The following is a 23,606-nucleotide window of genomic DNA, read 5'->3' as shown; positions in this document are numbered from 1 at the left end:
CGTCCCGCCAGCGGTCTGTAATTAGAAACTCTGGTCAATCAGCGGACGCCAACCAGAAGCAAGTATTTTAGGACCAAAGGCTTTCATCAGCAGATGGCGAAGTGCCAACAAAGGCTGTGATTTTATTCGCGCAAGCCCCATGCGCTTCAGAGATTGCTGCTGCACCCAGTGCGCCCGTGAAATTCTGCGCGCTTTATAGGCTTCAATAGCTTTGGCAACAGTCGCCTGCCTTTCCAACTCTTCCGCCAGAACAAGGGCATCTTCCATAGCCATGGTCGCGCCCTGCGCCATGGTCGGCAAGGTACCATGAGCGGCATCCCCCGTTAACACACAGGCCCCTTTTGACCAGTCGGACACAATCATTTGCAACAGATCTCCAGCCAAAATCGGGCCATCCTCTTCCAAGCGCGTCAGTATCTTCGGCACAGGCCCGCCAAAGTCAGCAAACTCGCGCTTGATTAATGAAGCGGGATCCTCTGCAAAAGGATTTCCATTATCAGTTAAAGAGGCAAAAACATAGGCCTTGTCTGCACTGATCGGCATAACTAGCAAAATCTTGCCTCTACCCAACATAAAGTGGGGCTTGTCACGGCCAGAAATCTCTGTTGTCCAGCGCCAGCAACTGATCCCGGTTGATACGGGTTTCAACGCCGTTCCAAAAAGCAGTGTCCTCAAGGAGGAGTGGATACCATCTGCAGCAATAACCAGATCATATTCACCGTCTGACCCATCTTCAAAATTGACCGTCACAGGGCCACATTCACTCTCGTCCTGCTGCGTAAGGCTTTTTATTTCTTTCCCGAAATGAACCGGGGTATCGCCAAGCTTTGCGATCAGGATTTCATGAAAATCCTTGCGGGAAAGCGCCTGAAACTTCGGCCAGCTGTCACCAGATAAATCAAGATCAAAAATTCTGTTATCTTTTTGATCACAATACCTTATGGTTTGAAAATCAAAGGCCCTTTTCTGAACATCATCCAGAATTCCCAGCTTTTCCATCGGCAATACTGCATTTCCCGGCAGGTGTAATCCCGCCCCCTCTGATCGCCAGCCATCAGCCTTCTCCACAACATCGACCCCGCCAAAGCCCTTCTGCTTCAAAGCAATCGCCATCGAAAGCCCGGCGATCCCGCCTCCTGCAATTAAAATACGCATTTATTGGACAGTCTCTTCTGTTGGCTTTTCCGAACTTTCGTCAGCCTTCTGTCTGGCATCATAAATCATCAATCCGATTACCATTAAGATAGCCGGAATGCCCATGCCTGCGGCATAGAGGAAAAAGGTTGTATAGTCTGTGTGATCAATGATGACACCGGAAAATCCTGAAATAAATTTCCCAGGCAGAGTCATAAAAGAACTGAATAGTGCATATTGTGTCGCCGTGTAACTCTTGTTCACAAGGCTCGACAAATAGGCAATAAACACTGAACTCGCCACACCATTGGCAAAGTTATCAGCTGTGATTGTCAGTGTAAGGAAATCAAGGGAATAACCAACCTGCGCAAGGATGGCAAAGAGAATGTTTGTTAAGCACACCAATGTTGCCCCAAGGAGCAACACAGGCAAAAGCCCAATGCGCATAAGCAACATACCACCAACATAACCGCCAAAGATGGTCATGATCAGGCCGAACACTTTGGATATGCTGGCAATTTCAGACTTGGAAAATCCGAGATCAATATAAAGGGGATTTGCCATATTCCCCATAATAATGTCACTGATCTTGTAAGCCCCAATAAATGCCAGAATAAACCCACCAACCCAACCATTACGCTTGAAAAAATCAACAAAAGGATTCAACACCATCGTTTGAGCTTGATCGAGGTAGCGATTTGATTTGACTAAAGATTCAATTTCATCAGGTGTTTCTTGTCGATCCGGCTCCTTGATAATAAAAACCGTGATGATACCGACGCCCATCAAAAGAGCCATAACCTGATAGCTTAATATCCAGGAATAAAAATCCGCCAGATACAAAGACCCTGCTCCAGCAACAAGCATGGCAATGCGATATCCCATGACATAATTGGCAGACATCGCCCCTTGATACTCTGTATCCATTGCTTCAATGCGATAGGCATCAAGTCCGATATCCTGTGTCGCAGAAGAAAAAGCAACAATAACGGAAAAAGCAGCCATCTGTGCCAAATTGGCTGTTGGATCAGTAAAAGCCATCCCCATCAAGCCAACAATAATCCCCAGTTGTCCCAAAAGCATCCATGAGCGGCGTTTTCCCAAGCGCCATAAGAAGGGGATATTAATATGATCAACCAAGGGTGCCCAAAGAACCTTGATTGAAAAAGCCAAACCGACCCAAGCAAAAAATCCGATTTCGGTACGAGAAACACCTACGTCTCTAAGCCATGTATTGAGTGTAGAGAAAATCAACAGTAAAGGCAGGCCAGCTGAAAAACCAAGAAACAACATGCCAATAACACGTGGCTGGCGATAAACCTTGAAAGACTCAGCCCAGCTATGAACACGTGATTGGCTGCTGTTAGGGGTTGTCATAGATTGGTTTTCCCTGTTTTGCGAACGTTTAAAGCCCTATTCGGCTCTTTATTTTTATAGTTAACGAATTTTTCGATCATAAGTCACGGGTCAAAGATTGTCTGCGGGTTATTTTAAATCTCGCATAATTTCCTCTACTCAAAGCCCATTGTTATCTCTACACTTTTCACCCAATGGTCAACTAAATCCAAATGACAAACCCGTAAACCGCCAGCAACAGGATCTGCCTTAAATGACAAACAACACCACTTCATCCATTCAAAAATTTGACGCCCCCGACAGGGGTATTCTTAGCCCGGAAATGAAGCAGTTTTTTGATGATAACGGTGTGTTGGTGTTGGAAAATTTTGTGTCCAAAGAAGCCTGTGAAAAACTGATGGCACAAGCAGGGACCATTGTGGATGCTTTTGACCCCAATGAATTTCGGGCTGTCTTTTCGACAACAAATAAAAGCCACGAAGGCAATGAGTACTTCGAAAAATCAGGCGATAAAATCCGTTGTTTCTTCGAAGAAGGGGCCTTTGATGCCAATGGCAACCTGAAGCAGGACAAGGCCCTGTCCATCAACAAGATCGGGCATGCGCAACACGATCTTGATCCTGTCTTTTCAGACTTTTCCCGTAATCCGGATCTCGCACAGGTGGCCAAGGATCTGGGTATGGCCCAACCCTTGTTAAGCCAGTCCATGTATATTTTCAAACAACCCCGCATCGGCGGCGAGGTTATCTGTCATCAGGATTCAACCTTTCTCTATACCGAACCCCATTCCTGCATCGGGATGTGGTTTGCCATGGAAGATGCCACCCTTGAGAACGGTTGCATGTGGGGCCTGCCAGGACATCATAAATCTCCTTTGAAAAAGCGCCACTATCGCAATGCAGAGGGAAAGCTTGTCACAGAAAAGCTCAACGACACAGCATGGCCCGAAGAAGACCGCGTGCCACTGGAAGTCAAACAGGGATCCTTGATTGTGCTCCACGGACAGTTGCCACACCTGAGCGGCGCAAATACGTCGGATAAGTCCAGACAGGCCTATACACTCCATCTGATAGACGGGGCCTGTGACTATCCCGATACAAACTGGCTAAGCAGAAGCCCGGATATGCCTTTCAGAGGTTTTGAAATTGACGGCTGATATCACAGGGAACAAATCCCGCTATGAAGAAGTTCTGGCGGGTTTGAATCTATCGGAACTGCTCGCTGATGTTGATTACGAAATCATCGGGACACCGCCTTTGGGTATCGACATTGCCGACAGCGATATTGATATTGCCTGCTTCAGCCCCACCCCGGATACGCTGGCGCAAAAGTTATCAACAGCGCTCGTCGATTATAAAGATCTGTCCGCAAGAACCCTTTCTTTTCCGCCATATAAAACCGAAGTGGTTTCCTTCACCTTTATGGACTGGCCCATCGAGTTCTTCATTCAGGATTGTCCGCTGAAAGATCAATTTGGGGTCAGACACTTTTTCTTGGAAAAGCGCCTCCTGTCTCTTCTTGGATCCGAATTCACCCAACAGCTTATTCGCCTCAAACAGCAAGGCATGAAAACGGAACCCGCCTTTGCCAAGTTACTGGGTATTACAGGTGATCCCTATCTTAATCTCTTGAGCCTTGAGAACCTCTCGGATCAAAAGATCAAACAGCTTCTTCCCTGTTCCTTACAAGATTAGTCCTAACAACAATAAGAAAAGGTTCGGATAAAGGTCTAGAAGCCACAGCTTCCTGTTGTCTCTTCCATAGGGATAACGCTATGATCCCGTGAGGTTTTTATATAATCAACCAGCTTTACGTGTTTTCTTATGCTGGTTCAGGGGGGTGTTGTGGACGAAGTACTATTGGTTCTTCTCGGAATTCTCATTCTTTTTGGCGGCCCGATACTGGCCTTTATTGCCCTGTATAAAATCGGCGGATTGCGCAGTGAAATCTTTGCCCTGAAACTCAAGATACAAAACCTTGAGAAACAGGCTGTGCCTGCCACAACTGCTGCAAAACCTGTGACACCGTCACAGGAAAAAGCACTTGATAGCAATACAAAGGTCCAGAGCGACCCCCTACAAACACCGCCACCAACAGACAAACAGCCTACGTCGTCAGAAGAAACGGAAACTTCTGGCCCCGAAACCGATGCGCAAAAGTCTTCAAATGAAAAACCGACTGAACAACAGGCTGAGCAACAAGACAAACAACCAGTCGCGGCCCGATCCATTGCCGAGGCCATGGAAAGCTATTCCAGTGAAAAAAGCCCCTGGAAATCTTTTGAAGAGGCTTTCACCCGTCAATGGCTGGTATGGCTTGGCAGCCTGACTGTCATTATCGGGGGTGTCTTCCTGATAAAATATTCCATTGAAAACGACCTGCTTTCCCCCGGTTTCAGAGTAACCTGTGGCGTTCTCTTTGGTCTCGCCTTGATGTTTGGCGGGGAATGGTTGCGCAGACGCCCCATTGAACAGGCTATCGCCGCGCTCAAGCCAAACCATGTTCCTCCCGCGCTGACCGCAGCGGGCCTTGCCATCACCTATGGCAGCATCTATGCCGCCTATGGCCTTTACGATCTGATTCCCCCCCTCATTGCCTTTATCCTCTTGACTATCGTCGCAATTGCCGGATTGGGGCTTTCCCTGCTTCAGGGGCCATTGATTGCCGCCATGGGCATGGCCGGTGCCTTTGTCATTCCTATACTCGTCAGTACCGGCAATTCCTCTGCCTGGGCGCTTTTCAGCTATCTGAGCTTTATCACCGCGTCTGCACTGGCTGTTGTCCGCTATCAAAACTGGTGGTGGCTTGGCTGGATGTCTCTCGCAGGCTCTGTTCTCTGGCAACTTATCTGGATGACTGCGGCGTGGAAAGGTGGCAACGTCTATCCACTTGCCCTGCATCAAATTCTGATGATCGGCCTCTTTATCGCGCCACGTTATGAAGACTTCCTGACCTCTGTTAAGAACCTGAAACATCCGTTCGATTTTATCGGCAAACTTTCGCCAGAAAAGACCCTTGGACTGTCAGCCATTACATCCGTTCTAGCCCTGCAGGTTATCCTCTTGTCCATGGATAACTTCTCCACCGCCTCGCTCGTCTTCTTCTTTATCATTGCTGGCGGGCTTGGTTATGGCGCCTTGAAACTCAGACACTGTGAAGCCCTTCTCACAGCCATTTCACTGGTCGCGCTTTATATTATCGCCCGCTATCCCTTCCCCGGTTCAATCGAACTACCAGAAACCTTTTACGTTTCCGGGCAAGAAGCAGGGACGCTTATTAACCCCATTATCCCGCCAGAACTTAATTTCTACCTGTTGCTCTCTGGCTTTATAGCGGTCATTGCCGCGACTCTCGGCTTCAGAAGCTTGGGCAAAACCAGAACCCCCGTCTATATGGCAACCCTGTCAGTCACCGTTCCTCTGTTAGCTTTCCTGTTTGTTTATCTCAGGGTATCTGCGCTTGGTGCCGATCTCGCATGGAGCTTGCTCGCGCTGGTCCTCGCGGGCCTCTGCTTTATGGCTGCCAAACAGGTTCTCCCAAAAAGGTCAGAAACAGGCATGGAACCCGTATTGGGGGTTTATGCCCTCGCGGTGCTCGCCGCTTTGGGTATTGCCTTTGCCATCGCCTTTGAGAAAAGCGGCCTGACCATTGCCCTTGCGCTGCTGCTGCCCTCTGCCGGATGGGTTGCGTCCCAGATCCGTATCCCCTTTATCAGGCCAAGCATTCTTTTCATCGCGGTGATCGTCGTCTTACGCCTTGTCGCGTTGAACCATTTTGACCCCGTAATCCCAAGAGAAGAGGTCGATGCTCTCTGGCTTCTCTATAGCTTCGGTATCCCGGCTCTCGCCTTTGCCGGGGCAGCCTACTATTTCAAACGGGAAAAGGACGACCAGCTCGTCACTATTCTTGAATCCGGGGCCCTTGCCATCGGGGTTGCACTGGTCAGTCTGGAAATAAGATATCTGGCGAACGACAATAACCTCTACGCCCAGTACTACATGCCACTGGAACAGAGCCTGCAATCGCTATCCTGGTTGATAACGGGTGCATTTCTGTACTATCGCAATCGACTTGTGCCCCGCCTTGTCAGCAACTGGGGATCAAAAATTCTCTTATCTATGGCCGGGGCACAGATACTGGTCTTTCAATCTCTTATCTTCAATCCGGTTTTTACCAACGAGTTTGTCGGAAACTGGCCCCTGTTCAACCAACTGTCCCTCGCCTACCTGATTCCCGGCCTGATCGCGATCATCATCTACCGCGAAGCCCGTAATCAGGGGCATACGAAGTTCATGCCCTGGATTGGTGGTATTGCCGTCTGGCTGGTGTTCCTTGACCTGACGCTCGAGGTTCGCCGCGCCTTCCACCCCCTTGCCATGGCCTCCGGCGATATTCTCAACGCCGAAGGCTACAGCTATTCTGCCGCATGGCTCATCTTTGCCGGGGCACTACTCGCTGTCGGGATTATCCGGGACATTTCCAAGATACGCCACCTATCGCTTGGGCTGGTTCTTCTGGTGACCACCAAGGTCTTCCTGTGGGATATGTCCGCGCTCAGCGGCCTCTACCGCGTGGCCTCCTTTATCGGCCTTGGCCTCTGCCTCATCGGTATCGGCTTCCTCTACCAGCGCTTTGTCTATCCCATTGGGTCTGCGCCGGAAGAGAAGAAATTATCCACTTAAATTTGTGGATTCGTACATATACTTTTAAAAATTAGGAAAAATTATTGCTTTGTTAAGCATTTAATGAAACAGCATCTACTTACCGCCAATCTTGCAAGTATTTGATTTTTAACATCATTTACTTTTGTCAACTACATAGTGTGCTTATTATGCAAAAAAATACACCATATGTAGTTGATATCATACAACTTTTGACTCGACTCTTATGAACAATAATGAAATAAAAAAAGAGACCAAGCTGGCACTTGGTCTCTTTTTGGTAACCAACTTGATGACACAAGTTAGTAACATCTACGGAATTTTTTCCGTATCTCACAACATTTTCTAAGCTGATGCATAGAGAATGTCAACTATATCTCTACACTTGTGTCATCACTTTTTTTAAGAAAGTGACGTAAAATGAACACAGAAAATCTTAACTCAGGTCCATCTAAGACACCGTCTTTACAAGACGCCATACTAGTACATGAGCTACTTGGCAAAGGCTACCATCAACATCAAATTGCTTCATACTTGAAAATGAACCAAGGGCGAATTTCAGAAATCAAAACAGGAAAGCGATTTCCACAAGCCCGTGAAATAGCCGATAAGCAAGGTAAGTTATTCTAATAATTAACTAGTATAAAGGGGCTGCTTAAAAGCAACCCCTTTATCATTTCTATCCAAGATAGCTTAGCCGATCGCTTCTTTGGTACGTGCGTGACGTTTACGCTCGTGGCCGATCAGGTACTGTTTGCGCAGACGGATTGATTTTGGTGTTACTTCCACCAATTCATCGTCCTGAATGTAAGCAAGGGACTGTTCCAGTGAACGCACACGTGGCGGAGTCAGCTTGATAGCGTCGTCTTTACCGGAAGCACGCACGTTGGTCAGCTGTTTTGCTTTCAGCGGGTTCACTTCCAGATCGTTGGTACGGCTGTGTTCACCGATGATCATGCCTTCGTAAAGCGCATCACCCGGGTTCACAAACATTTCTCCGCGATCTTCCAGGTTAAACAAAGCGTAACCAACAGCTGCACCGATACCATTGGAAATCAGAACGCCCTGACGACGCCCCTGGATCGCACCACGGTAAGGACCAAAACTGTGGAACAGACGGTTCATAATACCGGTACCACGTGTATCCGTTAGGAACTCACCGTGATAACCGATCAAACCACGTGAAGGGGCCAGGAAGGTTACGCGCGTTTTACCAGCACCGGATGGGCGCATGTCAGTCAGCTCGGCTTTACGCTCGGCCATTTTCTCAACAACAACGCCAGAGAACTCTTCGTCCACATCGACGACAACCTCTTCCATCGGCTCCATCAAGGTGCCCTCTTCGTCTTTGTGCATCAAAACACGTGGACGCGAGATGGAAAGTTCAAAACCTTCGCGACGCATGTTCTCAATAAGAACACCCAACTGGAGTTCACCACGACCAGCAACTTCGAATGAATCCTTTGATTCACTCTCTGTGATGCGGATGGCAACGTTACCTTCTGCTTCACGGAAAAGACGGTCACGGATCATACGGCTGGTAACCTTGTCACCTTCGCGACCCGCGAGCGGAGAATCGTTCACTGAGAAAGTCATAGACAAGGTTGGCGGATCGATTGGTTGAGCATCAATTCCGCTCTCAACAGATGGATCACAAATCGTATCAGCGACAGTCGCGTCAGGGATACCAGCAATGGCAACGATATCGCCCGCGCGGGCTTCGTCAACAGGTACACGTTTCAAACCATCAAAAGCCAGAAGCTTAGATAAACGGCAGTTTGGAACTGTTTTACCGTCAGCAGTGATAACTTTCACAGGCATGTTCACTTTAGCAACACCAGAGTGAATACGACCAGTTAGAATACGACCAAGGAAAGAATCTGCTTCCAGTGTTGTTGCCAACATAGAAAACGGCGCATCAACTTCTTCAGTCGGTGCCGGTAGGGTATCTACCATCATCTTGAAGAGTGATTCCATGTTCTCGTGTGGCTCGCTGAGATCTTCAACAGCCCAACCCTGCTTTGCAGAAGCAAACAGAACCGGGAAATCAAGCTGATCTTCAGAAGCGTCAAGGCTCACAAAGAGATCAAATACCTGATCCACAACCCAGTCAGGACGCGCATCGGCTTTATCAGCTTTGTTCACAACAACGATTGGCTTCAGACCACAGCCAAGAGCTTTGGATGTCACGAACTTTGTCTGTGGCATTGGTCCTTCGGCGGCATCAACCAACAGAACAACACCGTCAACCATGGACAGGATACGCTCGACCTCACCACCGAAATCGGCGTGACCAGGTGTATCAACAATATTGATCCGGGTATCGTTCCAGGTCACAGATGTACATTTGGCAAGAATCGTGATGCCACGTTCTTTTTCCAGATCGTTGCTGTCCATCGCACGCTCTGAAAGCTGCTGATGCGAACTGAAGGTACCGGACTGTTTTAATAGCTCGTCCACCAAAGTGGTTTTGCCGTGGTCAACGTGTGCGATAATCGCCACGTTGCGAAGCGCTGTAGTCATTGCCTTATACTCTCATGTATCAAGAGGGGCTTCTGCGCCCCGCATTATCTTCGGTCATCAAATACACCCCGGACATCCAGAGTGTTATCAATCTCTCTTGTCTTTCTGTTCTACGTAACCTCTAAGGTCTGTAGCGCAGTCGTGTGACAGAGCGATGACCTACTTAAGTTTTTCCTCTACCAGTTTCGCCAGGGACGTTTCCGGGCGAGCACCAAAGTGGGAAATTACCTCGGCGGCGGCGATTGAACCAATCCGGCCACTGTCATACAGGCTGTAGCCGTTCGTGTAACCGTAAAGAAATCCTGCTGCATATAGGTCGCCTGCACCTGTTGTGTCAACCACCTGTTCAACCGGAATAGCATCAACAACGTGAACTTCGTCACCGGCACAGATCACAGAACCCTTCTCGCCACGGGTAATTGCCGCGACAGAACAACAGGCTCTAACCTCTTGCAAAACAGCATCAAAGTTATCAACCTGGAAAAGCGCCATGGCTTCTTCTTCGTTAGCAAAAAGAATATCCACATAGTTTTTCACCAGATTCAGGAAAGATTCGCGATGGCGATCAACACAGAAAGAATCTGATAGCGTCAGTGACACTTTACGTCCGGCTGCATGCGCTGTTTTAGACGCATGGATAAAAGCTTTTTTCGCTTCTTCCGGGTCCCAAAGATAACCTTCCATATAGGTTACCTTGGCTGATTTGATCATTTCTTCGTCAATATCCGCCACTGTCAGGTTAACACAGGCACCAAGATAAGTATTCATCGAACGCTCGGCATCCGGTGTTACAAAGATCAAACAGCGCGCTGTTGATGGTCCATCAGTTGCAGCCGCAGTATTGAATTCAACACCTTCAGCGCGAATGTCATGACGGAAGATCTGACCAAACTGATCGTCGCGAACCTTGCCGAAATAACCACCCTTGCCACCAAGTGATGCAATACCGGCCATGGTGTTACCCGCTGATCCGCCAGAACGTTCAATGGCCGGGCCCATCACATCGTAAAGCGCATCGGCACGGTCCTGATCAATCAGGTTCATTGCCCCTTTGATAATACCCTGTTCTTCAAGCAGTGCATCATCCGCAGTGGCAACAATGTCAACGATGGCATTACCAATGCCGACAACATCAAGTTTGGCGTTTTCGCTCATAAAAATTCCGTATTATAGGCCCGCAGAGTTTGTTCTGTGGTCGGTTACAGTCGGGTTACAATTTGCGCGGAGTATAGCCAGTTCCATTTTCTGGGCAAGCACAAAGCCACAGGGCACCTATGCGTTGCTCACACAGCTTGTGTCTTATCCAGAATAAAAGGGCACAGATTCGGTGTAAGTCATTGAAAAAGCATCTGACAATCTTGCCCCTTGCCCGTACAGGAAATAAAGGTCAAAGTCGGATTAGATTACGAAACTTGATATTTCAAACAACTTTACCCGCTATCCGCCCCCACAAAGGGGATAAAAAGCTGCGTAAAGTCACCTGAAAATACCCAAAAATACACTGCATTATAAATGCAGAGTATCACTAATGATAGAAAGACAACTTGTGAGCGTTCAGGAAAATCACACACAGGAAAGTCAGGCATCCGTTTTGGATACCACACGACAAGGAATTGTCCTGGCCATTATCGCCATGGCAGCCTTTTCATCGGGTGATGCCGTGGTCAAACACGTTGCACAGACCTATCCCCTGCCACAGCTGTTGTGGGTGCGCTATATTATCCTGTCAGTCTTTGTCATCAGCATGGCGCTCTATCGCACAGGCCCCGAGGGATTAAAAAAAGTCATAAAGGCCAACAATCTGCCCCTACAGGTCTTTAGATCCGTCTTTTTGCTAGGCGAAGCCTTTCTCTTTACCCTGAGCTTCAAACTACTACCCATTGCTGACGTTCATGCAATTGTGGCGGTGGCCCCCATCGTCGTGACAGCCCTGTCTGCGCTGTGGCTAAAGGAACAGGTCGGTATTCGCCGTTGGTCTGCTGTGCTGGTTGGTTTCGCAGGCGTAATGATTATTCTACGTCCCGGCTTCGAAGGTTTTAACGAACTCTTTCTTTTACCTCTTCTTGCGGCAGCGGCCTTTGCTGTCTATCAAATCTTGCTGCGTATCAGTAGCCGTTACGACAACGGGGAAACATCACAGTTTTATACAGGTGTTGTTCCCTTTATCTGCGTAAGCTTTATGGTGCCCTTTTTCTGGGTTACACCCGATCTCTATGGCTGGCTGGCACTGATTGCCGGGGGTATTTTTATCAGTCTGGGGCATTTCTTTCTCATCTTTGCGTTTCAATACGCAACGCCGTCAGCGATACAGCCCTTTAACTACACGCTGTTGGTCTGGGCGACGCTATTCGGCTGGCTTTTCTATGATGAGTTCCCTGATCAATGGACCATTGTAGGCGCTTTGGTGGTGGTCTCCAGCGGGCTTTATACGCTCTATCGTGAGCGTAAAAGAAGCTAAACTGCTCTAAAAAAGGGAGCCAAAGCTCCCTTTTCAACAGCCAGTTAACTCAGCTTACTTCAATCCGAGGACATCCCGCATATCGTAAAAGCCGTTTTCCTTGCCCTGTAACCAGTTGGCGGCCTTAACGGCACCACGGGCAAAGACTTCGCGGTTGCTGGCGCGATGCCCCAGCTCAATTCGTTCGCCATCCGCGGCAAAGATCACACTGTGATCCCCCACGACATCCCCACCGCGCAAGGTTGCGAAACCGATATCACCGCGTTTTCTGGCACCAATGATGCCATCGCGGACCTTGTCTGCAACCTTGTCCAGATCAACACCTCGTCCCGCAGCCGCTGCTTCACCAAGGGCAAGCGCTGTACCTGAAGGTGAATCAACCTTGTGACGGTGGTGCATTTCCACAACTTCAATGTCGTAGTCTTCGTCCAAAGAGGCCGCAACCTGCTCCACAATCGACATCAGAAGATTGACGCCCAGGCTCATATTACGGGCAAAGACGATCGAGGTTGTCGTCGTTGCAGCTTCCAGTTCCGCAACCTGTTCATGGGTCATGCCCGTGGTTCCGACAACCAGTGAACACCCGGTCTTTGCCGCCAGCTTTGCGTGATTAAGCGTTGCTTCCGGTACAGAGAAATCAATGACAACATCACAAGCTTCGAACAAGGCAAGGGGATCATCCCCAACCTTCACGCCAATCGTGCCGATGCCCGCCAACTCACCGAGATCCTTACCAAGGTTCGGGCTTCCCCGAAGTTCAGTGCCGCCAAAAACTTCACAGTTATCCGTCCGGCCAATAACATCCGTCAGCATACGCCCCATGCGACCAGCACAACCAACAATCCCAATTTTGTTACTCATCTTATTTTCCCGTCAAAGACCCGCGTTTATCGCTCTTTTATCTGTTTCAAAACAGAGATAGCAGCTAAGTCAGATCAGTCCAAGCGGAACTCTACCCCTTTCCCAAAACAAAATCCCTTATTTGTTCATGCCTGTATTTGTTCATGTTTGGCAGTGATGATCAGCCAAAGGAAATCCACAGTGCCAATACGCAATGCCAATACAAGGTTTCTCAAACGAGCCGAAGCCATAAAAAAAGCCTGTCAGAGTTATCGCTGACAGGCTTTTTTCTTGTTATCAAGGTCTGATCTTTATTCCGTAAGGTCTTCCCAGAACTCTTTGACGCGCTTAAAGAAGCCAGAGCTGAGAGGCGAATTGTCCCCGCTCTCTTCTTCAAATTCGCGTAACAATTCTTTCTGGCGTTTTGTCAGGTTCACCGGTGTCTCCACCGTAACCTCAACGTACATATCACCACGAGAACTGGATCTCAGAACGGACATACCCTTGTTCCGTAAACGGAACTGCTGTCGGCTCTGTGTGCCATCGGGAATAGAAACTTTCGCCCGGCCACCATCAATTGTCGGCACTTCAACAGAACCGCCCAAAGCAGCCTGCGTCATCGAAATGGGAACCCGACAGTAAATATCCGCGCCCTCACGCTGGAAAATCCTGTGAGGTTCGATGGAAAGGAAAATGTACAGATCACCCGGCGTTCCGCCACGGGCACCCATTTCGCCTTCGCCAGCCAGACGAATACGATTGCCTTCTTCCACACCAGCCGGAATATTGACCTGAAGGGTTTTTTCTTTTTCTACACGTCCGGAACCGTGACAGTTTCCGCAGGGGTTTTCGATAACCTTACCAACACCCTGACAGGTATGACATGTCCGCTCAACGGTAAAGAAACCCTGTTGCATACGCACACGGCCATTACCCTTACAAGTACCGCAAGTTACCGGAGAAGATCCTTTAGCAGCCCCCGTTCCATCACAGACATCACAGGAAACGGCACTTGGAATGCGAATCTCGGCTTCTTTACCCGTGTAGGCATCTTCCAGAGAAATTTCCATGTTGTAGCGCAAATCGCCACCACGCTGCGCACCACCGGAAGAGCGGCCACCACCGCCAAAACCGCCAAACATCTCTTCGAAGATATCAGCAAAGCCGCCACCGCCGAAACCACCGCCGCCAAAGCCGCCGCCAGCACCTGGTCCGCCATTTTCAAAGGCAGCATGACCATAGTTATCATAGGCCGCGCGCTGTTGGTCGTCCTTCAGAACGCCATAGGCTTCGTTAATTTCTTTGAATTTTTTTTCCGCTTCGGCGTCATCCGGATTGCGATCCGGGTGGTATTTCATTGCCAGTTTGCGGTAGGCCGATTTCAGTTCTTTGGCATCTGCCGAACGTGAAACCCCTAAGACCTCATAGAAATCCTTTTTGGACATCAGTGTAATTTTCCCTCATCAGAAGGTGAAAAGGGGCTGACAACTGCCAGCCCCCTGAAATCCAAAACCGCCTTAAGCGCTTTTGCTGTTTTTCTCGTCGTCAACTTCTTCGAAGTCTGCATCGACAACACCGTCGTCAGCCGCAGAGTCAGAAGCCGCTTCTGCAGCACCTTCTGCGCCTTCGGCACCAGCGTCAGCATAGAGGGCTTCACCCAGCTTCATTGACGCCTGACCAAGGGCTTCCATCTTGGCTTTGATCTCTTCGGCATCATCGCCTTCAAGTGCTGTTTTCAATTCAGCAACAGCAGCTTCGATAGAGGCTTTTTCTTCGTCAGAAATCTTATCGCCAACTTCGCCAAGTGTTTTTTCTGTCTGGTGGATCAGACCTTCAGCCTGGTTTTTAACTTCCACAGACTCGCGACGCGCTTTATCAGCTTCCGCATTTTCTTCGGCATCACGAACCATCTGATCGATATCAGCATCGCTCAAACCGCCAGAAGCTTCGATACGAACAGACTGTTCTTTACCAGTTGCTTTATCTTTCGCGCCAACGTTAACGATACCGTTAGCATCGATGTCAAAAGTAACTTCGATCTGTGGAACACCGCGTGGCGCGCCCGGAATACCTTCCAGATTGAACTGACCAAGGATTTTGTTATCCGCAGCCATTTCGCGCTCACCCTGGAACACACGAATTGTCACAGCACTCTGATTATCTTCGGCTGTAGAGAAGGTCTGGCTCTTCTTCGTCGGGATTGTTGTGTTACGATCAATCAGTTTTGTCATAACACCACCAAGTGTCTCAATACCAAGAGACAATGGTGTCACGTCAAGAAGAAGAACGTCTTTGACTTCACCCTGTAGAACACCCGCCTGAATAGCAGCACCAGTTGCCACAACTTCATCAGGGTTCACACCACGGTGTGGTTCCTTACCAAAGAATTCCTTAACAGTGTCATGGACTTTTGGCATACGGATCATACCGCCAACCATGATGATCTCGTCGATGTCAGCCGCTTTCACACCAGCATCTTTCAACGCAGACTTAACAGGACCCATTGTGCGCTGGATCAAATCGTCAACCAACGCTTCCAGTTTTGCACGTGTCAGCTTGACGTTAAGGTGTTTAGGACCGGATGCATCAGCCGTAATAAACGGCAAGTTCACTTCGGTCTGAGTAGAGGAAGAAAGCTCGATCTTTGCTTTCTCAGCAGCTTCTTTCAAGCGCTGAAGGGCAAGGGTATCGTTACGAAGGTCGATGCCTTGTTCTTTGTTAAACTCGTCTGCCAAGTAATCAATGATGCGGCTGTCGAAATCTTCACCACCGAGGAATGTATCCCCGTTTGTTGATTTCACTTCGAAGACACCGTCGCCAATTTCAAGTACGGACACATCGAAAGTACCACCACCAAGGTCATAGACAACAACAGTACCGGAGCCTTTTTTGTCCATACCGTATGCAAGAGCCGCAGCAGTTGGCTCGTTGATAATACGCAGAACTTCAAGGCCAGCAATTTTACCGGCATCTTTGGTTGCCTGACGCTGAGAATCGTTGAAGTAGGCAGGAACGGTAATAACTGCTTTTGTCACAGGCTCACCAAGATAGCTCTCGGCAGTTTCCTTCATTTTCTGCAGGATGAAAGCAGAAATCTGTGACGGGCTATATTTTTCGCCGTTGGCTTCGACCCATGCATCACCATTGTCAGCTTTGACAATTTTGTATGGAACCAGGTCGATATCTTTTTTCGTCAGCGGATCGTCAAAACGACGGCCGATCAAACGCTTGATCGCAAAAAGAGTGTTTTCTGGGTTTGTAACAGACTGGCGTTTGGCGGGCAGCCCGACAAGGCGCTCTTCAGCCGTAAAGCCAACCATAGAAGGTGTCGTACGTGCACCTTCGGCATTTTCAACAACGCGGACGTCTTTACCGTCCATAATAGCGACACAGGAGTTTGTGGTTCCTAGATCAATACCAATAACTTTGCTCATGTTTATTCCTCACACTTAATATAGCAAACCGATTTGGCAGCCTTGATGCCAAGCACTGCCGGCTGGTCCCTTTTGAGGGGTGAACCTATCTTTTGGGCTCACGGAGTATATATGCAGCCAGAGCTTTCACTGCAAGGAGCAATATGCCTAAAAAAATAAGGTTTTTCAGAAAAGTTAAATTACATTATGAATCAATAGATTAGTGATATAATAATTTTTCTCTCACTTTTGTTATTACGTTTTTAGGGTGAATCATCGCATAAATATTCCGGGAATTTAGCCGTAATGAACTCAAAAAAAGACAAAATCAGCCCCAATATACGAACAATGGTCAAATGGATTGCAGTTGGCGACGTTTTATTTGGAATCGCTGTCATGCTCACAGCACACTATATTCTGCAAAATGAAATTGTTCAGTGGTTTGGTCTCGCTGTAACGCTCCTTGGCGGATTACTGTTTTTGACAATGCGTTTACTTGAAAAGCGCCAAACGCGTATCATAAATCCAAAAGACGACTCTCTAGATTAAACCTGAATCACAACTCAATGGTAAATTGGCAATAATAAAATGATCCCCGGCTTTGAATACCACCCGGAATATCTAAGTCGAAAAGAACAGGAAAATCTCTTGGGTGAAATTCGAGAGATGATCAAAACAAATCCGCTTTTCCAACCGTCAATGCCTAAAACCGGAAAACCTTTTTCGGTTGCCATGACATCATTCGGATCTCATGGCTGGGTATCCGACAAAGCAGGAGGCTACCGCTATCAAAGTTCTCATCCCGTTACCAAACGGTCATGGCTCCCCATCCCTGAAAAGCTGCTTTCAATCTGGTCTGACCTAACTGGTTACCCCGAACTCCCAGAATGTTGTCTATTGAACTACTACAAAGACGAAAAAGCGAAAATGGGTCTGCATCGGGATCAGGATGAACAGGATTTTAACGCTCCTGTTCTTTCCATTTCACTTGGCGACAGCGCGCTCTTTCGCCTTGGTGGCCTCAAACGAAAAGGCCCAACAACCTCTACCAAGCTGAATTCTGGCGATATCGTCATTCTCGGTGGCGAAGCCCGAAATGCCTATCATGGCATCGACCATATTTTATACGGATCCAGTCAGCTGTTGAAAAATGGTGGACGTATCAATCTGACACTGCGCCGAGTAACGAGATCCTAGCCAACTTTTTCCAGAATTCCCTATCATAAATTTCCAACCCGTAAACCAATTACAGGAAGGGACATCCCGAACAAAAAAGCCGGCACAAAAGTACCGGCTTTCTGACGTTAAACAGCGCAAAGGTTTAAGCTGTTGTATCCACTTTTTCTGCACCCGCAACCGGGCCGCCTTTGGCAACGCCAACACGTGCAGGCCTCAACAAGCGATCATGTAGGCGGAAACCAGGCTGGATAACCTGTACAATTGTTCCCTCTGGCTGGGAAGGATCGGGGATTTCAAATAAAGCTTCATGGCTATGTGGGTCCATGCGGGCCCCCATCGCTTCTACTTCAGTGATATTGTGCTTTTCAAAAACCTTGAGCATTTCGCGGTTGGTCATTTCTACACCGTCACGAAGTGTTTTAAGATCTTCATTTCCTTCTGCTGCTTCTTCGGAAACGGCAGACAGAGCACGCTGAAGATTATCCATTACACCGATCAGATCTGTCACCAGCTTTTGCGGCGCATACTTAATCGCGTCTTCTTTGTCACGACGCGTTCGATTGCGGAGGTTTTCCATATCCGCCATCGTACGTAACAGCTTGTCAGTCAACTGTGCATTCTGTGCATCCAGTTCAGCAACTCTTACGGCATCTGACTTTGCTTCTTCAGCGGCAGACGCTGTATCAACGGTCGCTTCATCGGCTGCTTCTTCATTTACAAGATCATCAGGAATCTGATCTTCAGCCACAACATTCTCTTCCGGATTTTGTTTTTCCGTTTCGGACATTTTCCGCTAACCAATCTTCTCTTTAAGTTACCAGTTTCTGGACTTCACAAGATTTCAGCCCTGTTTATCCAACGACTTTTATCCAACCATTCGGCCAAGGATTTTGGCGGTATAATCCACCATCGGGATGATGCGGGCATAATCAATCCGTGTTGGACCAATAACGCCAATCGCCCCGACAACCTGTTGCCGAGTATTTTTATAAGGTGCCATTACTACAGAACACCCCGCTTGGGCAAACAATTCATTCTCAGACCCGATAAAGATCTGAACACCCTCTGCCGTTTTTGTCATTTCCAACAAACGGACAAGAGACTCTCGTTTTTCCAATGCAGAGAATAGATGGCGTACCCTTTCCAAATCTTCAAGGGCATTTATATCTTCAAGCAACTGGGCCTGTCCTCTGACAATCAATGCGCCATTCGAGCTGCCATTGATATCCTCTGCCCAGGTTGCAAGTCCTAATTCGACAACTTTCTGAGACAACTGGTCCAACATCGCCTGATGTTCTTTAAGCTCGGTTTGAATCTCCTGAATTGCCTCTTCCAGTGTTCGCCCGACCAGGCGTGCAGCCAAAAAGTTAGACGCTTCGACAAGGGCAGAGGGTGGCAGCCCCAGGGGAATATCAACAACCCTGTTTTCAACCGATCCCGAATCAGAGACCAGTACGACCAAGGCCCGTCCGGGCGCAAGAGAAACAAATTCGATATGCTTTAAAGGCTCAGATAATTTAGGGGCAACAACCAATCCTGCACACTGGGAAAGGCCGGATAACATCCCCGTTGCCTCTTCCAACAGCTGGGGCATAGATTTTCCACCCGCTGCACATTGTGCTTTTATCTGACTGCGTTCGTCTTTGCTAAGATTTCCATGTTCCAGCAAACCGTTTACATAAAGTCGCAGCCCCACATCTGTTGGTAACCGCCCCGCAGAAGTATGCTTGGCAAATAGAAGCCCCATATCCTCTAGGTCAGCCATGACATTACGAATTGTAGCGGGCGACAGTTCCATACCCAGCTTGCGTGATAGTGTTCGGGACCCGATGGGCTCCCCGGTTTCAACATAGGCGTCAACCACCAGACGGAAAATCTCGCGAGAGCGATCGTTCATACCAGCAATTGCACCGGATATCAGGGATGTCTCATTAAATTTCACAGAATTATCCTTTGAATTCCATTACCGTTAAATAAGCGATCCTTATCCACCTATTTGCATAGTGATAATTTAGTAAGCCGAATAGTCCCAGTCAATGTGTGGGTCAACGTTCGGCCATTTAGTCTTCTATGATTAAATACCGCGCTTGTGGGCGAGAATTCTCAGTATCAGCCCTCTGTTGATCATCATTTTTATCATCATCAACGTCTTCGGACTTAATATATAGCTCGGAACTCTTTGGTCGAATACGATAGCTACAACGCCGTCCACCTTCTAATAGATATTCAGCGCGTTCGACATTCACGTCCGGCCCAAGAACAGCTCTGAAAATAGATAGCTCTGCCCGACAAAAGCCTTGGCAAATGGTTGCCGCCGTACAAATAGGGCAGTGGTTTTCAATAAAGAGGAAACCACCGTCATTATCCGTTTCAGCCGAGGCCATGTATCCTTCTTTTTCTCGTAGTTCGACGAGTTTCTGTACTCTGGCCTCAAGCGAGGACGCCTCTGTCAGTGCCTCGGTATAATTTTTGAGTGTCTGTTGTTCACGATAGCTCACCAACTGATCAAGGCCCTGATCTCCGAACACAGCACGGGTACTCTCGATTAGATCTTTTGTAAGCAATGCATGGGAATCGCCAAAGGTATTATGTGACTCAGCTGTTAATTCCCAACTGGCAGCAGGCCTTCCAGCCCCAGCAGAAGCAGAAGCTCTTTCCTCTGCTGCTTTCTGAATCATACCCTCAGAATGCATCCGTTTGAGGTGTTGACGCATACCAACAGCCGTCATTGATAATTCGTCCGCTAAATCAACGGCTTGCATAGCTCCCCTCGCCTTCAATAGAGCGAGAATGGCATCTTCTGTCTTTTCATTTTTCCGCATAGGAATAGAGTATAGTCTATTAAATCAATTAAAAAAAGTATTTGCTTTTTTAATTATCTGAATTACAAACTTAATAAGAAAAGAAAATACTTTTTTATTTAAGGTTTACACCATGCCTAACTCTGAGCCAGAAAATAGCACTGTATCAAATTCTGCGAATAATCCAGATTCTTCAACTCGCAAGTCAAAGATGACCCCACAGAACATTTTGCACTTGGTCATCGTTTGCATGGGCGTGGCCCTTTATGCCTTAAACAGTCTCATCACCTCAACACTGTTACCCTCTGCTGTTGATGACCTTAATGGACTCGAGTTCATTAACTGGTCAGCTTTACTCTATACCACAGCAGCAATGATTGCGTCGCTTTCAGCGGGTACAACAAAAACCAGAATTGGTGGCCGTGCCATTATGACAATCGGTGGTTCAGTCTTTGCTGTCGGCTCTCTGCTAATCAGCCTTTCCCCCTCAATGGAACTGTTCTTATTCTCTCGCGCTGTTCAGGGGATCGGTGGAGGGCTGGTTCTTGCCAGCTGCTATACGGTCATCGCAGATCTTTTTCCCCGCCATCTCTGGCCGACTGTGTTTGCAATGGAATCTGCCGTCTGGGGCATTGCTTCGGTTGGCGGTCCTCTAGCAGGCGGTATATTTGCCCAAACCGTTGGATGGCGGGCAGGTTTCTACATCATGACGGCCTGTGCAATCCTGTTTATCATTCTCATCAGATCCAGTTTTCCTAAAAAAGAAGAAATTGAAACTTCTAAAGACTCCAAACCCAAATCACCCTTGCCTTTCTTCAGACTTGGTTTGCTGGGATCAGCAGTATTGATCATTGCGATGGGCAACAGAGAGCCCGAATACGCAGTTGCGTTTTTAATCGTTGGCTTATCCTTACTGGGTTACCTTTTATACCGGGACAAGAGGTCTGCTTCTTCTCTACTCCCCAAACGTGGCCTCAGCCTTTTCACCGTTGCGGGCACCGGAATTACTGTTATCTTTCTGGCCATGGTCTCTTCCATATCCTTTATGGTTTATGGCCCCTATATTTTACAAAAAACCCACGGCTTCTCGCCCCTATCCGCAGGTTTTATGGTTGCGCTGGAATCCATATCCTGGTCCCTCGCAGCCATGGCCTGTGCTAAACTTCCCCAGAATAACAACTGGCGGCTCTATCTGATTCCAACAGGAGTTTTCACAGCATTCCTTGGCTTTTATGGTATAGCCCATTTTCTCTATGGCGGGCCGCTATGGTCCCTGAGTATCGCGATATTCTTAGCTGGTGCAGGTTTTGGTATTTTCTGGGCAGACTTGTCCTCTGTCATCATTGAATCAGGACCGAGTGATGAACAGGATAAAAGATCAGGCGCTATTCCGACCTTGCAAATGTGTGGCGGCGCTTTGGGTCCAGCCATTGCGGGTATTCCAGCTGCCATAATCGGTTTCAGCGAAGGAGCCAGCCCGGAGATTATCGAACAAACATCCTATTGGGTTCACGCCATCTTTTTCCCTGTGCTCATACTTGCCACGCTCTTGTCAATCTATCTAATCAAATTGAAAAACAAAGATACGCAAAAGGATCTATTGAGCACGGCTCCAGAACCCCTATGATATTCTAGATAAATCAACAAGATAATCAGATCACAAACGAGGGATGGAACACACCTGATCAATGTCACTGGACGTACTGGACGCCATAAGGTAGCTTCCGCCCAACATCTATTAATATCGAGGGCATACCATGCGTCCATCAGGCCGTACTCCTGACCAAATGCGTCAGGTCACCATTGAAACCAACTTCAGCAAGCACGCCGAAGGTTCCTGTCTGATCAAGTTCGGCGATACGCATGTGCTCTGCACCGCATCTGTCGAAGACAGCACGCCGCCCTGGCTCCGCAACTCCGGTAAAGGCTGGATCACTGCCGAGTACGGTATGCTCCCCCGCGCGACCCACAGCCGCTCAAGCCGGGAAGCTGCACGCGGTAAACAATCAGGCCGTACACAGGAAATCCAGCGTTTGATTGGTCGTTCCCTACGTGCAGTTGCCGATATGTCAGGTTTTGGTGAACGTCAGATCAAAATTGACTGTGATGTCCTACAGGCCGACGGCGGCACACGTACGGCTTCCATAACGGGTGGCTTTGTTGCCCTTCATCTGGCATTCCAGCACATGAAAAAGCTTGGCATGATCGAAGAAATTCCGCTGACAGACCATGTTGCAGCCATTTCATGCGGTATTTTCGAAGGGACACCCGTTCTGGATCTCGATTACCCCGAAGATTCCAATGCCCAGGCTGATTCAAATTTCGTCCTCACCGGTAGTCTCGGCGTTGTCGAAATCCAGGGCACAGCCGAAGAAAAGCCTTTCTCTCGTGACGAGTTCAATGCGCTGCTTGATCTTGCGGAAAAGGGCGTATCCGAACTTGTAGAGCTACAGAAGCAAGCAATAGCAGGCGAATAAGACAAACAGGAAACAAGGCCATGACTCAGGCTGACAAAACACACCCTGAAAAAACGTTGCGGGATGGCAAACTTGTTCTTGCCAGCCATAATCCGGGAAAGCTGCGCGAAATAGCAGAGCTTCTGACCCCATACGGCGTAGATGTTATTTCAGCCGGAGATCTCGGCTTGCCTGAACCTGTCGAAGACGGGGAAACCTTTGCAGCAAATGCAGAAATAAAAGCACTGGCCGCTGCAAAGGGATCTGGTCTGCCTGCTCTTTCAGATGACAGTGGTCTGGCGGTGGTTGCTCTCAATGGTGATCCCGGTATCTACTCTGCGCGTTGGGCAGGCCCTGAAAAGGATTTTTCTTTGGCCATGGAAAAGGTTGAAGAAGAACTGCAAAAAGCCGCTGAGACAGGAAACGATACACGCGCGGCTTACTTCGTTTGCGCCCTTTGCCTTGCCTGGCCTGACGGCACAACAGAAGTTTTCGAAGGCCGCGTTGATGGCACGATTGTCCATCCGGCACGGGGTTTACAGGGTTTTGGGTATGACCCTATTTTTCAGGCCGAAGGCGAGACAATCACCTTTGGGGAAATGGACCCCGCACGGAAACATTCCATGAGCCATCGCGCCCGGGCCTTTGCCCTTCTTGTTGCTGAAAAGTTTGCCTCAAAGGCCTAAACCGCCAATATACCGACGAAACTGTGCTAAGTTGGCTTACCGGGTGGCCGGGCAAAACGGACCATGGCTTTTATGAGCTGGGTTATGTCTGGTTTTTAA

At 48.4% G+C, this 23,606-nt stretch carries 20 protein-coding genes; 10 read left to right on the top strand and 10 right to left on the bottom strand.

Annotated elements, in window-relative coordinates:
* Positions 1–21 precede the first annotated feature (21 nt).
* A complete protein-coding gene (locus WH95_RS09185) occupies positions 22–1,155 on the bottom strand; it encodes an FAD-dependent monooxygenase (protein WP_046505897.1) in 1,134 nt (377 codons plus the stop codon).
* Positions 1,156–2,511, bottom strand: coding sequence for an AmpG family muropeptide MFS transporter (locus WH95_RS09180; RefSeq protein ID WP_046505887.1), 1,356 nt, complete (start codon positions 2,509–2,511; stop codon positions 1,156–1,158).
* 232 nt (positions 2,512–2,743) lie between these two features.
* Between WH95_RS09180 and WH95_RS09175 the strand changes: the two genes are divergently transcribed.
* The 4 genes from WH95_RS09175 to WH95_RS09160 all read left to right on the top strand — a co-directional run bounded on the left by WH95_RS09175 (position 2,744) and on the right by WH95_RS09160 (position 7,781).
* The gene (locus WH95_RS09175) at positions 2,744–3,646 is read left to right on the top strand and encodes a phytanoyl-CoA dioxygenase family protein (RefSeq protein WP_082114071.1); all 903 of its coding nucleotides are present in this window, start codon (positions 2,744–2,746) and stop codon (positions 3,644–3,646) included.
* A complete protein-coding gene (locus tag WH95_RS09170; protein WP_052741896.1) occupies positions 3,636–4,184 on the top strand; it encodes a DUF4269 domain-containing protein in 549 nt (182 codons plus the stop codon). The genes WH95_RS09175 and WH95_RS09170 overlap by 11 nt, the downstream gene beginning before the upstream one ends.
* A gap of 150 nt (positions 4,185–4,334) precedes the next feature.
* The gene (locus WH95_RS09165) at positions 4,335–7,172 is read left to right on the top strand and encodes a DUF2339 domain-containing protein (RefSeq protein ID WP_157845925.1); all 2,838 of its coding nucleotides are present in this window, start codon (positions 4,335–4,337) and stop codon (positions 7,170–7,172) included.
* Positions 7,173–7,571: 399 nt separating this feature from the next.
* Entirely contained in the window at positions 7,572–7,781 is a 210-nt protein-coding gene (locus tag WH95_RS09160; RefSeq protein WP_046505881.1) for a hypothetical protein, read from the top strand.
* Positions 7,782–7,844: 63 nt separating this feature from the next.
* On the opposite strand, the gene typA is transcribed toward WH95_RS09160, so the two are convergent.
* Positions 7,845–9,674: a translational GTPase TypA gene (gene typA, locus WH95_RS09155; RefSeq protein ID WP_046505879.1), complete on the bottom strand. Its 1,830-nt coding sequence runs from the start codon at positions 9,672–9,674 to the stop codon at positions 7,845–7,847.
* Between the two features lie 159 nt (positions 9,675–9,833).
* Positions 9,834–10,829, bottom strand: coding sequence for an adenosine kinase (locus WH95_RS09150; protein WP_046505877.1), 996 nt, complete (start codon positions 10,827–10,829; stop codon positions 9,834–9,836).
* A 373-nt stretch (positions 10,830–11,202) separates the two neighbouring features.
* On the opposite strand from WH95_RS09150, the gene WH95_RS09145 reads away from it, so the two are divergent.
* Positions 11,203–12,132, top strand: coding sequence for a DMT family transporter (locus WH95_RS09145; RefSeq protein ID WP_046505876.1), 930 nt, complete (start codon positions 11,203–11,205; stop codon positions 12,130–12,132).
* Between the two features lie 54 nt (positions 12,133–12,186).
* Here WH95_RS09145 and dapB read toward each other — a convergent pair whose 3' ends face one another.
* The 3 genes from dapB to dnaK all read right to left on the bottom strand — a co-directional run bounded on the left by dapB (position 12,187) and on the right by dnaK (position 16,406).
* The gene (dapB, locus tag WH95_RS09140; protein ID WP_046505874.1) at positions 12,187–12,993 is read right to left on the bottom strand and encodes a 4-hydroxy-tetrahydrodipicolinate reductase; all 807 of its coding nucleotides are present in this window, start codon (positions 12,991–12,993) and stop codon (positions 12,187–12,189) included.
* A 290-nt stretch (positions 12,994–13,283) separates the two neighbouring features.
* A complete protein-coding gene (dnaJ, locus tag WH95_RS09135) occupies positions 13,284–14,417 on the bottom strand; it encodes a molecular chaperone DnaJ (protein WP_046505872.1) in 1,134 nt (377 codons plus the stop codon).
* 72 nt (positions 14,418–14,489) lie between these two features.
* A complete protein-coding gene (dnaK, locus tag WH95_RS09130; protein ID WP_046505870.1) occupies positions 14,490–16,406 on the bottom strand; it encodes a molecular chaperone DnaK in 1,917 nt (638 codons plus the stop codon).
* A gap of 285 nt (positions 16,407–16,691) precedes the next feature.
* Between dnaK and WH95_RS09125 the strand changes: the two genes are divergently transcribed.
* Together WH95_RS09125 and WH95_RS09120 are read left to right on the top strand one after the other, a co-directional pair.
* Complete coding sequence (locus WH95_RS09125) at positions 16,692–16,934, top strand: hypothetical protein (RefSeq protein WP_046505867.1); 243 nt, start codon at positions 16,692–16,694, stop codon at positions 16,932–16,934.
* Positions 16,935–16,973: 39 nt separating this feature from the next.
* Entirely contained in the window at positions 16,974–17,582 is a 609-nt protein-coding gene (locus WH95_RS09120) for an alpha-ketoglutarate-dependent dioxygenase AlkB family protein (protein WP_046505865.1), read from the top strand.
* A gap of 124 nt (positions 17,583–17,706) precedes the next feature.
* Here the strand turns inward: WH95_RS09120 and grpE are convergent, their stop codons facing one another.
* The 3 genes from grpE to WH95_RS09105 all read right to left on the bottom strand — a co-directional run bounded on the left by grpE (position 17,707) and on the right by WH95_RS09105 (position 20,326).
* Positions 17,707–18,351: a nucleotide exchange factor GrpE gene (gene grpE / locus WH95_RS09115; RefSeq protein ID WP_046505863.1), complete on the bottom strand. Its 645-nt coding sequence runs from the start codon at positions 18,349–18,351 to the stop codon at positions 17,707–17,709.
* A gap of 78 nt (positions 18,352–18,429) precedes the next feature.
* Positions 18,430–19,461, bottom strand: a complete 1,032-nt coding sequence (gene hrcA / locus WH95_RS09110) for a heat-inducible transcriptional repressor HrcA (RefSeq protein WP_046506198.1) — start codon at positions 19,459–19,461, stop codon at positions 18,430–18,432.
* A gap of 163 nt (positions 19,462–19,624) precedes the next feature.
* On the bottom strand, positions 19,625–20,326 hold the full coding sequence (locus WH95_RS09105) for a helix-turn-helix transcriptional regulator (protein WP_204247751.1): 702 nt from the start codon (positions 20,324–20,326) through the stop codon (positions 19,625–19,627).
* A 172-nt stretch (positions 20,327–20,498) separates the two neighbouring features.
* On the opposite strand from WH95_RS09105, the gene WH95_RS09100 reads away from it, so the two are divergent.
* From WH95_RS09100 to rdgB, 3 genes are all read left to right on the top strand, one after another.
* Positions 20,499–21,992, top strand: coding sequence for an MFS transporter (locus WH95_RS09100; protein ID WP_082114069.1), 1,494 nt, complete (start codon positions 20,499–20,501; stop codon positions 21,990–21,992).
* Positions 21,993–22,122: 130 nt separating this feature from the next.
* Positions 22,123–22,842 carry a ribonuclease PH gene (rph, locus tag WH95_RS09095; RefSeq protein WP_046505859.1) on the top strand — a complete coding sequence of 240 codons (720 nt, stop codon included), beginning with the start codon at positions 22,123–22,125 and terminating at the stop codon, positions 22,840–22,842.
* Between the two features lie 20 nt (positions 22,843–22,862).
* On the top strand, positions 22,863–23,507 hold the full coding sequence (gene rdgB, locus WH95_RS09090; RefSeq protein ID WP_046505850.1) for an RdgB/HAM1 family non-canonical purine NTP pyrophosphatase: 645 nt from the start codon (positions 22,863–22,865) through the stop codon (positions 23,505–23,507).
* The last annotated feature ends 99 nt before the right edge of the window (positions 23,508–23,606 follow it).

The sequence above is a fragment of the Kiloniella litopenaei genome (assembly GCF_000982415.1).
In the GTDB taxonomy this organism is placed as follows: Bacteria; Pseudomonadota; Alphaproteobacteria; order Kiloniellales; family Kiloniellaceae; genus Kiloniella; species Kiloniella litopenaei.
Note: the sequence above shows the minus strand (reverse complement) of the source record. Positions and strands in the feature narration are given on the sequence as shown.